The sequence below is a fragment of the Micromonospora sp. DT48 genome, from assembly GCF_049844495.1.
Lineage (GTDB): Bacteria > Actinomycetota > Actinomycetes > Mycobacteriales > Micromonosporaceae > Micromonospora.
This window is the reverse complement of sequence record NZ_JBNCLE010000028.1, coordinates 1-12,289: the sequence shown is the minus strand read 5'-3', so window position 1 is coordinate 12,289 and position 12,289 is coordinate 1. Positions and strand designations below refer to the sequence as shown.

At 65.8% G+C, this 12,289-nt stretch carries 11 protein-coding genes and 1 pseudogene; 7 read left to right on the top strand and 5 right to left on the bottom strand.

The window, feature by feature from the left end; all coding sequences use genetic code 11:
* Positions 1 to 2: 2 nt before the first annotated feature.
* Positions 3 to 461: a DUF4240 domain-containing protein gene (locus ACLQ2S_RS24960; protein ID WP_425703279.1), complete on the top strand. Its 459-nt coding sequence runs from the start codon at positions 3 to 5 to the stop codon at positions 459 to 461.
* A gap of 423 nt (positions 462 to 884) precedes the next feature.
* Here ACLQ2S_RS24960 and ACLQ2S_RS24955 read toward each other — a convergent pair whose 3' ends face one another.
* Positions 885 to 1,493, bottom strand: coding sequence for a GntR family transcriptional regulator (locus ACLQ2S_RS24955; RefSeq protein WP_425703277.1), 609 nt, complete (start codon positions 1,491 to 1,493; stop codon positions 885 to 887).
* A gap of 155 nt (positions 1,494 to 1,648) precedes the next feature.
* On the opposite strand from ACLQ2S_RS24955, the gene ACLQ2S_RS24950 reads away from it, so the two are divergent.
* The 5 genes and pseudogenes from ACLQ2S_RS24950 (at position 1,649) to ACLQ2S_RS24930 (ending at position 6,177) form a co-directional block, all read left to right on the top strand.
* A complete protein-coding gene (locus tag ACLQ2S_RS24950; protein WP_425703275.1) occupies positions 1,649 to 1,972 on the top strand; it encodes a hypothetical protein in 324 nt (107 codons plus the stop codon).
* Positions 1,969 to 3,432 carry an FtsK/SpoIIIE domain-containing protein gene (locus tag ACLQ2S_RS24945; protein ID WP_425703273.1) on the top strand — a complete coding sequence of 488 codons (1,464 nt, stop codon included), beginning with the start codon at positions 1,969 to 1,971 and terminating at the stop codon, positions 3,430 to 3,432. The genes ACLQ2S_RS24950 and ACLQ2S_RS24945 overlap by 4 nt, the downstream gene beginning before the upstream one ends.
* Positions 3,429 to 4,731: pseudogene (locus ACLQ2S_RS24940) on the top strand (replication initiator). The gene ACLQ2S_RS24945 and the pseudogene ACLQ2S_RS24940 overlap by 4 nt, the downstream one beginning before the upstream one ends.
* The gene (locus tag ACLQ2S_RS24935) at positions 4,728 to 4,919 is read left to right on the top strand and encodes a helix-turn-helix domain-containing protein (protein ID WP_016814356.1); all 192 of its coding nucleotides are present in this window, start codon (positions 4,728 to 4,730) and stop codon (positions 4,917 to 4,919) included. Before ACLQ2S_RS24940 ends, ACLQ2S_RS24935 begins: the two are co-directional and overlap by 4 nt.
* Positions 4,909 to 6,177, top strand: coding sequence for a tyrosine-type recombinase/integrase (locus ACLQ2S_RS24930; protein WP_425703271.1), 1,269 nt, complete (start codon positions 4,909 to 4,911; stop codon positions 6,175 to 6,177). Before ACLQ2S_RS24935 ends, ACLQ2S_RS24930 begins: the two co-directional genes overlap by 11 nt.
* A gap of 31 nt (positions 6,178 to 6,208) precedes the next feature.
* On the opposite strand, the gene ACLQ2S_RS24925 is transcribed toward ACLQ2S_RS24930, so the two are convergent.
* A complete protein-coding gene (locus tag ACLQ2S_RS24925; protein WP_169598789.1) occupies positions 6,209 to 6,472 on the bottom strand; it encodes a flavin reductase in 264 nt (87 codons plus the stop codon).
* A 175-nt stretch (positions 6,473 to 6,647) separates the two neighbouring features.
* Here ACLQ2S_RS24925 and ACLQ2S_RS24920 point away from each other — a divergent pair, with 175 nt between their 5' ends.
* A complete protein-coding gene (locus tag ACLQ2S_RS24920) occupies positions 6,648 to 7,844 on the top strand; it encodes a helix-turn-helix domain-containing protein (RefSeq protein ID WP_425703268.1) in 1,197 nt (398 codons plus the stop codon).
* Positions 7,845 to 9,702: 1,858 nt separating this feature from the next.
* Here ACLQ2S_RS24920 and ACLQ2S_RS24915 read toward each other — a convergent pair.
* The 3 genes from ACLQ2S_RS24915 to ACLQ2S_RS24905 all read right to left on the bottom strand — a co-directional run bounded on the left by ACLQ2S_RS24915 (position 9,703) and on the right by ACLQ2S_RS24905 (position 11,883).
* Positions 9,703 to 10,131: an Imm50 family immunity protein gene (locus tag ACLQ2S_RS24915; RefSeq protein ID WP_425703336.1), complete on the bottom strand. Its 429-nt coding sequence runs from the start codon at positions 10,129 to 10,131 to the stop codon at positions 9,703 to 9,705.
* Between the two features lie 9 nt (positions 10,132 to 10,140).
* A complete protein-coding gene (locus ACLQ2S_RS24910; RefSeq protein WP_425703334.1) occupies positions 10,141 to 10,869 on the bottom strand; it encodes an HNH/endonuclease VII fold putative polymorphic toxin in 729 nt (242 codons plus the stop codon).
* 136 nt (positions 10,870 to 11,005) lie between these two features.
* Positions 11,006 to 11,883, bottom strand: a protein-coding gene (locus ACLQ2S_RS24905) for an IS5 family transposase (protein WP_425703332.1) whose coding sequence is annotated in 2 segments (ribosomal slippage) — positions 11,006 to 11,491 and positions 11,494 to 11,883 — 876 coding nt in all. Because the reading frame shifts where the segments join, the coding sequence is not laid out codon by codon here.
* Positions 11,884 to 12,289 lie beyond the last annotated feature (406 nt).

Sequence of the window (12,289 nt, the reverse complement as noted above, 5' to 3'; positions counted from 1 at the left end):
CCATGATTGATTTTTGGAAGGCGATAGGCGCGCGCGAGGTGCGAGGTCCGGCCGACATCGCTGAGGCTCTCGACTTCGTGTCTGTGCAGCTAGATGGGGTTTCGCCGATGGGCCTCACCTTGTTCGATGATCGCTTGCGTGAGTATCTATTCCGTCTCGACCGGCGGGACTTTGCTTCGCTTCCGGTTGTCTTGCCCGACGGGACCGCGCTCGCGCAAACGAGCGATCACTTCCTATACGCGCGGTGCGCCTGTATTCTCGCTGGGGAGGTCGAGTTCGGTGCAGTCCTTCGAACCGGCTCCGGTTTCGACAGATACGTGAAGCCGGAGCTGCAATCGGCCGAGAGTCTTCTGTATGTAGGGCGGGAAAAGTATGAGTTGCGCACCGGGCGCAAGCTAAAGCCCAGGAGCGAGTTTGCTCTCGACTGGATGTCAAATCCGCAGGGCTGGCCCGACAAATAGCTGATCCTTGTCGCGGTGGCGTCGACTCCTTTCGGTGTCGGCGCCACCACGTTGTGCGTCGGAATGCGCTGAAGGTCGCCCCTGTTGCTGTCACGACTGCTGTCAAGAACTTGGTATGCATGCCTATATTTCGATGTCTTGCCGGCTTGCTGCAGAGCGCGACGGCTCGGTCGCCGGAACTTGCACTGACTCGGTGCGTGGTGTGCTCGGTGGCACGACGCGTAGCGGCGTGGCGGCGATCGCCGGACTCTGGAGCGGAGATCGAGGTGTGAAGCGATCGTCGCGGCCTGGTGGAGGCTGGCATGTTAACTGATGCCGCGATCGTCGGTGCGGTTGCGGCGTGTGCGCGCGGGGCCGGAACGGCTGTAGCGCGTGCGCGCGGCACGGCCTGAGCCGGGCCGTCTTGATTAGGTAAAGCAATTCTTAGCCCAGTGGCTCCGTCGGTGGCGGGCTGCTGGGCTCTGCCTTGGCGTTGCGGCGTGCCTTCTTCGGTGCCGGCGGCTCGGCGGGCTCGGGCGCTTCGCTTGCGGCGGCTCGTCCGAGGTTGGCTTCGTAGGCGGCGAGGTCGTCGGCGAGGTCGGTGTGTGCTTGTTGGAGGGTGGCGAGTTCTTCGGTGGCTTGCCAGGCTGCGGCGGTGTCCTTGTTCATGAAGGCGTCGACGATCTTGCCGCTGATGCGGTCGCGTTCGAGCAGGTAGAGGGCGAGGCGCCGGTTGAGTGCCGGGTTGTCGCTGATGACCGAGGTCTGGGTGGTCGCGGCGATGGGCCGGCCGGCGGCGTCGGTGCCGATGCGTTGGGGTGCCTGGGGGTGGACGAAGGTGCCTTTGCCGACGACGGCGTAGGTGAGGCCGCGGTGTTGCAGCTCGCGTAGGGCGCGTTGGGCGGTCATGGAGGCGACGCTGTAGGTGTCTGCCATGCGTCGGGCGGTGGGGAGCACGTCGCCGGGGGTGAGTTTGCCGGTGCGGATCTGGTCGACGATGTCGTCGACGACCCGTTGGAACAGGGCGCGTCGGTCGTCGGCGTCGTGCGGCATGTGCTGATCGTAGTCGTGTTGTCCTGATTGAGCTACACGGGCTACCCAAGATTCCTGGGTCAAACCTCTTGACTAGATCACGATTGTCACGTGAAGCTTAGGAAGCCTAGTAACCGCGCCGTTGGGGTGTGGTGGGCGAACGAAGGAGAACGCTCGTGTTGGTACTGCCGATTGACGGTGGTAAGGGGCTGCTGGTGCTCGCTGGGGCGACACCGCAGTTCAAGGACAAGGAGAACAGGGTTGCCGCCACGGACCGCGCCACGGGTGCGCCGTTGGTGGAGGTGCCCCTGGCGTTGACGGCCGACGGTGGGACCCCGCAGGTGTTGCGGGTGTCGGTGCCGCAGCCGTCGGTGCCGAAGGACCTCGCGGTCGGCCAGTGGGTGAAGGCGACTGGGCTGACGATGGTGGCGGGGGAGAAGAACGGCCGGCCGTGGCAGATCTTCCGCGCGTCGGCGTTGACGGCGGTGAAGCCTGGATGACGACGATCGATTTGCCTCATCTGAGGCTGCTCACCATGGTTCCCGCCGTGCTGCTGGGCGCGGCGGCCGTCGTGGTGGTCGCCTGGTTGGCCGCGCATCTGCTGCGGTATCTGCTGACAGACGCGGAGATCCGGCCGGCGCTGCGTGTCGCCTGGCGGATCCGGTACTCGTGGCGGCGTACCGCCGTGCGGGTGGGCCTGGTGCAGGCCGAACGCGTCCGTCCGCCGTGGTGGTCGTCTCGGCCGCAGACGGTGGTGGTGCGGCGAGACCTGGTGCCGTCGGTCCGGGTGCGGGCGCGGCGGTGGGGTGTCGAGGTAGACGCCTCCACGGTCGGTCGGCTCGGCCTGGTCGAGTTCCAGAACGCCGCCGGGCATCTCGCCGACTCATGGCGCGTCCCGCAGGTACGGGTAGCGCAGGTCCGTCCCGGTCTGGTCCGGCTGCGGGCGCTGCTGGTCGACCCGCTCACCCAACCGACCGCCTGGGACGGGCAGACCACCACCGCCGACCACGTGCGGACATGGTCGGCGGGTGTCGACGCTGATAGTCAGCCGGTCACTATCCGCTCGTCCGGGGTGTCGGGGGTGGTGGTCGCGGGGCTGGCCGGCTTCGGCAAGACCTCGCTGTTGAACGCCCGGTTCTGTCAACTCGCGCCGAGTCCGGCGGTGCAGTTCGTGTTGATCGACGGCAAGGGCGGCCCGGACTACGACGGCCTGTTCCGCCGGGCGTGGCTGTCGGCAAAGGACGACCCGGAGCAGGTCCGTGATCATCTGGTGCGGGTGCATGAGCTGATGACATGTCGTCAGCGGTGTATCCGGGCGGTGCTCGGGGTGAAGAACGTGTGGCATCTCGGCCCGTCCGCCTCGTGGCCGCTGGTCGTGGTGGTGATCGACGAGGCGCACACGTTCTTCAACGAGTCCAAGGGCACCGACGTCGAGTCGAAGAAGCGCGATGCGCTGGCACGGCAGACGGCACGGCTGGTGGAGGAGTTGGTGCGTAAGGGCCGCAACGTCGGTGTCCAGGTGGTCCTGGCGACGCAGAAGGCGACCGGGGATGCGATTCCGACGAAGATCCGGGACAACTGCCAGGTAGCGGTCAGTTTCGCACAGCGCACCAGCGAGGCGGCCACGGCGGTGCTCGGTTCGGACATTACCGGCTTCCCGGATGAGCATCCGCGTCGGTTGCAGGACCCCGCCTACATCGGGGTCGCGTCGATGGTGGCTGAGGGCCGGCCCGGGTTCACGCTGGTCCGCACTCCGTACGTCAGTGACGCCGCCGCTGACCGAATCGCGGCGGATACCGCCGGACTGGTGCGTGACCCGCTGCGGCTGCTCGCCGATGCTGCCAGGGCGGACCGTCCGGGTGGCCAGGACAGGGAGGGCGGCGGCTCATTCCGCCAAGAACACTCCGCCGCTCTCCCCGCAAGCAGCCCTCCCATAGGTGGAGAGGAGCTGCGCCGATGATGCCATCCACCCCTCACGGTGTCGACTTCGACGCTCTGCTCCGCATCGCCGCCGCTCACGAGGTGGAGGGACGGGTTGGTGTGTGCCGGCATCCGATCCGGTTGACCGGGCGTGGTCTGCTGGTCGAGGCCGGTACCGGCCGTGTCCTCGCCGACACCGGCGACCGGCAGACGATCACGGTGCGGTGCCGTAACCGGCGTGCCGCCAGGTGTCCGGCGTGTTCGACGTTGTACAAGCTCGACGCCTTCCACCTGATCGCCGCCGGGCTGCGCGACGAGCCCACCACCGTGGCCCGGCCGCGGGTGTTCGTGACGGTGACCGCGCCGTCGTTCGGGCCGGTGCACCTCGGCCCCGCCCGGGGCGGCGTCCTTCGTCCTTGCCACCGCGCCGGGGCTGGCTGCGTTCGGTGGCATCTGCCGGGCGATCCGCTGATCGGTACCCCCCCTCGAACCGGACGTCTATGACTATCCGGGGCAGGTGCTGTTCAACGCCCACGCCGGGCTGCTGTGGGCGCGGTTCACCACCGAGACACGCCGCACCCTCGCGGCTGTGGCGGGATTGTCCCGGCGTGAGGCTGCCAGGCAGGTGCGGATGGCCTTCGCGAAGGTCGCCGAGTTCCAGGCCCGGGGCGTGGTCCACTTCCACGCGATCGTCAGGCTCGACGGACCGGACGGCCTGCCCACCCCGCCGCCGACCTGGGCAACACTCCACGTGCTGGAAACCGCGATCCGCCGGGCGGTCCCCGTCGTCGCCGTCGCCACGCCAGCGGTCGTTGGCGGGCGTGTGTTGCGGTGGGGGCGGCAGGTCGACATCCAGCCGCTTCCCGCAGGGGATGTGGTGGTGGCCCGGTACGTGGCGAAGTACGCCACGAAGACCGCCGAGGCCGTCGGCGTCGACGTGCCACCGCTGTTCTGCCGCGCGTGCCGAGGCGACGGCCTGCGCCCCGGCGACGACGCGCGGCGCTGGTGCCGGGTCTGCTCGGGCACCGGCCGCCGTCCCGGCGTCAGCCTCGACCGGCTACCCGCGCACGGCCGCATGTTGGTGGAGACCTGCTGGCGGCTCGGCGGACTGCCCGACCTGCGAGGGCTGCGGCTGCGCCGGTGGGCGCACCAGCTCGGCTACCGGGGCCACGTCACCAGCAAGTCACTGGCCTACTCGACCACCTTCGCCGCGCTGCGCGGTGAGCGGCGCCGGTGGCGGCTGACCCGCCACGCCGAGGCTGTCGGTGTCGACCCGACCACCGACCTGCTCACCGTCGGGGACTGGCGCTACACCGGCCAACTCGGGGAGTGCCAATGAGCAGCCCCGACCTGTTGACCGTCACCGACGTGATGGCCCGGCTACAAGTCGGCCGGCACACCGTCTACGACCTCATCCGCTCCCGCCGGCTGCACTCCGTCCGCATCGGCCGCTGCCGCCGCATCCCCGCCCGGTCCCTGGCCGGCTACCTCGACTCACTGACCAAGGAGACCGATCATGGCCGGTAGAAAGGCCAACGGCGAAGGCACCATCTACCAGCGCGCCGACGGCCGCTGGTGCGGCGCCGGCTACGTCCTCACCGCCGACGGCACCCGCAAGCGCATCTACGTCTACGGCGCCACCCGCCGCCAGGCGGCCGACAAGCTCGCCGAGAAGCTGGCCGACTCGAACCGGGGCCTGGTCGTGGCCGCCGACCCGAATCTCACCGTCGGCGATTACCTGACCGCGTGGCTGACCGGCGTCGCCCGGCACCGGCTCCGCGCGACCACGTACGTCACGTATGAATCCCTGGTCCGCCGGTTCCTGATCCCCGGCCTCGGCGCCCGGAAACTCGGCACGCTGACGGTCCGGGACGTGCGGACGTTTCTCGACCGCCTTCCGAGCGTGTGCCAGTGCTGCGCGCAGGGCTGGGACGCCAAACGGGACCCGAACCATCTGGTCAAGGCACGCCGGCCGCGCTGCTGCGCGATCGGCAACTGCTGCCGCAAGCACATCCGCCCGGCGACAGTCCGCTACATCCGGGCAGTCCTCTCGGCCGCCCTCGCAGACGGCGTACGCGAAGACCTCCTCGGCCGTAACGTCGCCAGCTCGGTACGGCTGCCCACCCCGCGCAGCGACTTCCAACCCTTCACCGCCGGCGAGGCCCGCCGCTACCTCCTCGCCGCCGCCTACCACCGCCACGGGCCACTGTTCGAACTCGCCCTACGCACCGGGCTACGGCGAGGTGAACTGCTCGGCCTGCGCTGGGACGACATCGACCTCGACACCGGTCACCTGTACGTGCGACGCACCCTCGCCCGCACCCGAGGCGGCCCCACCTTTCAACCAGTCAAGACCCACCGCTCCGCACGACGCATCGTCCTTCCCCGCGACTGCGTCACCGCACTCAAGCGCTACCACACCCGGCAGGACATCGACCGACGTGAGGCCGCCGACGGGTGGACCGAAACAGGGCTCGTGTTCACCACCAGCACCGGCGGGCCGATGGACCCGGCCGCGGTCCACCGCCACCACCAGGCCATCTGCGAACTCGCCGACGTCCGCTACATCCGCTTCCACGATCTCCGGCACACCTGTGCCACGCTGCTACTCGAACAGGGCGTGGACCTGGTGACGATCAAGGACCTGCTCGGCCACGCACAGATCCACACCACCGCCGACATCTACTCCCACGTCCGGCTCCGCCTGCAACGCCACGCCATCGAATCCATGGACCAGGCGCTGCAACCCGACCAGCCCGACGACGACACCACCTCCGGCGACTGAACCCGACCACCGACAGAGCGCCCCGCTGGGATCACCGTCCCGGCGGGGCGCTCTCATGCCGGCTGCCGTCGGTCGGCTCGTAGGGCCAGGTGAAGAACCGCCGGTACAACGATCCTGACGTGGTGGCGGGCATGTCCACGCACGCTTCGACGAAGAACCGGGACAGGTAGAGCATCAGCGACACCCGCGCCCCGGCGAACTCGGCCAGCAGTTGACGTTTGCGGGTGAGGCAGGGCCACGCCTGCCCACACCCGGCGCAGGTCCAGGCCGGGCGAACCGGCAGGTGCATCGACATCGCTGCTCAACCCTCCGGGCACGTCGGTGGTCTACGGTGGGAGGGCCGGGCACGCACCCGGGTATGAAGAATGCCGATCTTCGTAACCGGTCCCGGCCCTCCCGGAACAGCACCAGCCAGGTCCGGACTCGATGCACGTCCCCGCTGGGCCTGCCACCAGGATCAGGGGAGAGAGATGACCATGGAAGCAGGCGAGGGTCTTCCCCCGTCTACACCCGACACCGCCGACTGCGGCGCGAAGCTGCGGGCCGCCCGCGAGGCCGCCGGGCACAGCCTCGCCGGCATGGCCGCGCTCACGCACTTCAGTAAGCCCTACCTCGGCCTCGTCGAAACCGGCCGCCGCCCTGCCACCCCCGACGTCGTCGAACGCTACGAACAGGTACTCGGCGTGCCGATCGGTACCCCAGCAGACCCGGTCCGGCTTACCCATGAATGGCTCATCGGCGGCCCACCTGTCCCTCGGCAGCTACGTGCCGGTCGTCGTATCGGCACCGGGCTCGTCGCATCGCTGGAATCCCGGCTGATCGAACTTCGGCACCTGGACGACACCGTCGGCAGCCGTACCCTGCTTCCCGTCATCCGCACCGAACTCGACCAGGCCGAACACCTCGCCCGCACCGCCTCCTACACCGACGTACTCGGCAAGCGGCTGTACACCGTGATCGGTGAACTGGCCCAACTCGCTGGCTGGGTCGCCAGCGACGCCGGCCGCTACCAGGACGCCCAACGGCTCTACCTGTCCGGCGTCACCGCCGCCGAATCGGCAGGAGACCGGGTACTGGGCGCGCAACTTCTCTCCAGCCTCGCCTACCAGATCACCAACATCGGCAAACGCGAAGACGCGCTGCTCATCGCCCGCTCCGCCGTCACCGGCGCACCCCATGCCAGTCCACTCGTCCGGGCGCTGCTGTTGGAACGCCTCGCCTGGGCCGCAGCCCGCCTACGCGACACCGACACCACCCGCCGCACCCTCGACGCCGTCAACGACGCCTACGACCAACGCACCGACGGCATCGCCGAACCCGAATGGGTCTACTGGCTCAACCGGCCCGAGATCGACGTCATGGCCGCCCGCTGCCTCATCGAACTCGGCACCCCCGCCGCAGCCGAACCCCTCCTCACCCGAGCACTCGCCGGCTACAACCACGACCACGCCCGCGAAGTCGCCCTCTACCAAACCTGGCTCGCCGAAGGCCACGCCAGAGCAGGCGACCTCGACGCCGCCCGCGCCGTGCTCGCCCGCATCGACACCACCGCCATCGACGCCGGCTCCACACGCCTCCACCGCCGCATCGCCGCCGTGGATCGCCTCATCGACCGCCGCACAAAGAAGAAGAAACCCACCAACAGCACCAGACGACCTACCGAGTAGACGCCCCGGCTGACGGCTCGCTCAGCCCGGCGTACGCCCACGTTGCTGTCACGGCTGCGGTCAAAATCGCCACCAGTCGATGAGCGGTCGGCGGATCGTTGAGCGAAAGCCCAGCTCTCTGCCAAGATCGACGCCATGACGTCGCCGCAGCCGCCGTAACAACGCCACACGTACTATGTGATCGTCGGTGACACACCGGTCCTCGTCCACAACTGTGGTTCGAGTACTCAAAGCATGTATGAAAGCGCGACGAATGGGCGGGGTTCATCGGCGGCTGCTCGGTCCTATGCCAAGCACATGAATCGCTCGAACACTTCATTGTTCCCCGAAAGCTCGGGGCGTGACCGAGCAGATTTATCTGAGTACCTCGTGGCGGACCTGCTGACCAATCCGAAGGCCGCTCGGCAATCCTTCACTACCGACGAAGGAGTCGATGTAATCGACATCTGGCTCCCTGATATCGGAGCTCGCTGGACCCAAGATGGAAAGTTCGTCGGATTTCGAGAAGTTCCGGATATTCGAAAGGGCAGGCCGTGACGAGATTCCCTGCTGATGAGATGGACGTCTTGCGAAGAATCCAGGCTGACTTGGGTGGACTCGTCGAGCTGGTGGTTCTCGGGACGACGGCCAGCGACTGGATAAGTGCGATGACGGCGCTGTCTGAGGCGGGATTTGACGTCCAAATCTTCGATTCGAATGATTCCTCGCCTGTTTCTATGGATCCTGCGGTGTTTATGCACGGTGAGGATTCGCCGTACGTGTTGCGCATTCGTGTAGGTGATCAAGTCTGGACGGCATCCCTGCATGATCCAGCTATGATGAGCCTTCAGTGCGGGGTGGGAGAATTTCGAACAATTCAGGACGTGCAAGGAGTTAAGCGCCTCATGTCCGTCGTGAGCACCGCAATTGGAAAAGAATCGATCTTGATACCCGAGTCAGCCTATCCGGGCCAGCTTCGTCCATACCTAACCGTGCATCGGTCACTTCCGTAAGGTGTGCTGAGTGAGGCGCCATCAGGGGAATGTATTCCTTCGGTCGCCTCCGTGTAGCCTGACTTCCGTCATCGGAGGCCTTGGAGCCTATCCTTGCTCGTTCTCCTGAGCCTGCGGTGAGCAGTTCTAGAAATAGATGCAAGATTTCGTCGCGTCTTACTCCTGATTCCTTTCCCTGGAGCTGTTGAGCGGGAATCGAGGCTCGACTGTCTGTTGACGGCTTGGCATCGGTGGACGTGCGCGGGGGGTCGTAGGCCTGTGTCGGCTCCGCCTGAAAACCGGCGTTGACAGCCTGTAGCGCGTGCGCCCGGTCCCCGGCTTCGGCCGGGGCCATTCTTGATCCTGTAGAGCAGATTTGAGCCAGTTGGATCTTGGTCGAAGGCGTAGGTTAGCGCGCCCCCGCGCGGACAACCCACCTCCATCGGGATACCTCATCACCCCGGCCTACAACGATCACCAGCGAAGATCACGCCGACACGCCGAACCACAGTGGACAAACCTGGCCATTCAAGATCTGTACCCGACAACGCAATAGCCCTGACCTGCACCCCAACATGATCCACCATGGATTAACCACCGAATCACGAGACGTCCCTTAATGAGTTGTGCGACGACCACATGACCAAAACGATTGCCATTTACCGAATCAAAGGAAGACATCGGTAAGGCGCAGGAAGCTTCCACGCCTGAATCACGAACACACACTCCTCGGCAGACCGAAGCCTCCTCCACGAAGACGTTAACCTTCCACTTTTCAAGCCACTCCGCCCAAATCTCCCGGAGTAACATAGGGCGTAGGTTACGCCGTCACGCTTGCCGGAATGCAGCAGCTTTAAGCATTACGCGACGCGCGCCATCACGAGCAATTAATTCCCACCGCCAGAATCTTTGACGGGCCACAAGTCGCGCCCACCATCCAGGTATGCGTCTATTTTTGAGACGGTGACCGAGGTCGCCATGGCAATCATATTCAATGTCGGCGAGCTGATTTTGAGAGCCAACCTACCATCGGATTTTATGTCGACATCGACCAACATATTGACAGAAACACCGCGTATCGATATGTCACTTACTCCACCTAGGAGTAGCTCGACTTGAACAACGTTATAACCATTGCGACGCCACTTAACGGGAGGATTGGAGGGATAAGTCGGAAGGTCCAGCCTGAGTCGAAGCGTTGGCCCCTCACGGTCAATTTCGACCCCATGCAAACCGACCCCCACCAAGGGCGGAGTCTCCGCTCCAAAAATCTCCCTAAGTCCTTGAGGATTCGTTACGAGGTCGAGCCAACCCATGTTCACCTACTAATACTCGTAGTGCTGAGCAGTGCCAGGCACCTTACCAGTCCGAGTGTTGGCCCACGGCCGCACGTTGAGGTGTCGGCCTTGGTCACCGACGCCCCCCTCTCCGAATTGATGCCCGAAGGAATGGTCCTGGATGACGACTCGGTCCCCGCCTCCTCGCTCGAAAATGTACTCCCGAGTCATGACCGGCCGACCGCGTTCGTTCATTATCTGCGCGCCACTACGGTCAGTCATCGGCACAGAGCGGATATCCGTGGGCTGTTGGCTCATTGGTATACCAAGGTCTCGCTTGGCTTCACGGAAGGCAGCATTCCTACTTGGCAAGGTCTTATGGCTCGGAACACTACCGCCACAGTTGTGCACCAAGACAGGAGTATTGCCAGCGATCACATAGTATGTGTGGATGTCGGCGACGGTCAGGTCGTGCATTTGTTCGTCGCCACGGTGGTTGCGGACGGCTTCGACCGTGACTTCGGTCCCGTCGGTGGTCGCGAGTTGTTCGCCGGAGCGGAGTTCGGCCGCGTTGATCCATTCCGCCCGGGTCTGGCTCCAGAAGGGGTGGTGTTGGGTGGTTTCGAGGGTGGTGCTGGAGTCGTCGCTTAGGCGTACGTCGAGGTCGGTGAGGTCGGTGTCTTGGTTGGTGTGGGTTTGGGTTACGGGTTTGGCTTCGTCGTTTCCGGTTTCGGGGTCGGTGGCGAGGACGAGGTCTCCGACTTTGACGTCGGCGATGGCTTTGGTGGTGCCGTTAGCCCTTGATTCCGAAGCGAGCGCCGGCGGCGATGCCTCCTGCGCCGATTCCTGCTTCCGTGCCGGAAGCTACGGCTGCCTCGATGTTTCCCTCGGCTAGGGCCTGTGTCGAAGTCGGTCACAGCCAGTCGTTGATCGCGGCGATGTGCACGGTGGCTTCGTAGCGGACGGCGAGTTTGTCGAATCGGGTAGCCACGGCGCGGTGGCGTTTGAGGCGGTTGATGCCGCATTCCACGGCGTGACGCTGCTTGTACAGCTGCGGGTCGAAGGCCGGTGGCCGGCCGCCCTTCGACCCCTTCTTACGCCGGTTGGCGTCTTGGTCGGCCTTCGAAGGGATCGTCGCGGCGATCCCGCGTCGGCGCAGGTAGGCACGGTTGGCCTTCGACGTGTACGCCTTGTCAGCGAGGACCCGGTCCGGGCAGGTGCGCGGCCGACCGGCACCCAGGCGAGGCACCCGAATGCCGTCGAGCACCGCGACGAACTGGGGACTGTCCCCGCGCTGCCCGGCGGTCAACACGATCGACAACGGCTTCTGCCCCTGCTCACACGCCAGGTGCACCTTCGTGGTCAGCCCGCCCCGCGACCGGCCGAGCGCGTGATCGGTCGGCTCGACCACGACGCCGCCCGGCGGCTCGGCCTGCAGATCCCCCTTTTACGCGCCCCGGCGGCGTGCTGATGAGCCCGGGCAACAGTCGAGTCCACCGACACATCCCAGACGACGCGTCCGGCTCTGTCAGCCACCGCCTGCAACGCGGTCAGGATCTTCGCCCAGGTCCCATCCCGCTGCCAACGCCGAAACAGCGCGTACACCGCGGCCCAGGATCCGTAGCACTCCGGGACGTCCCGCCACGGGGCGCCGGCCCGTGTCCGCCACCGGATCCCATCAATGAGCTGCCGTTTCGTCCATGTCGACGGCCGACCTGGCCTACGCCCCACAGGCAGCAACGGCTCCAGCGCCACCCACTGTGCGTCGGTCAGGTCGTGCCGCCTCGCCACCGCTAGGGTGTCCACGAGGTCTCCGGTGTTCGGGTTCTGCTTGGTCGCTGAACCAGATACCGGAGACCTCGCTACATCTCGAACACCGACACGCGAAGATCCTCAAACCGGCAGCTCAAGCCCTGGCACCGACTTCGACACAGGCCCTAGCTTGATCTTTAACCTGTGGTCGGCTTGTATCGACCCTGGCTGATCATGGCCGCAGCCCTTGGTTGATCATTCTTCTTGTCGAGGGAAGAAGGTCAGGGCCAAGGGCTGCGGGATGATCAGTGTGCATGACGTCGGGCGCGCAGGCGCGGTGGGGGACCTCGGGATGTTCCGTACGGAGTTGCATCGGTGTCTGACTGCCAGGGCTGATGCGTTGTTCGAGTTGGCTGATGCGGTGTTGTGTGCGGACGGGCCGGTA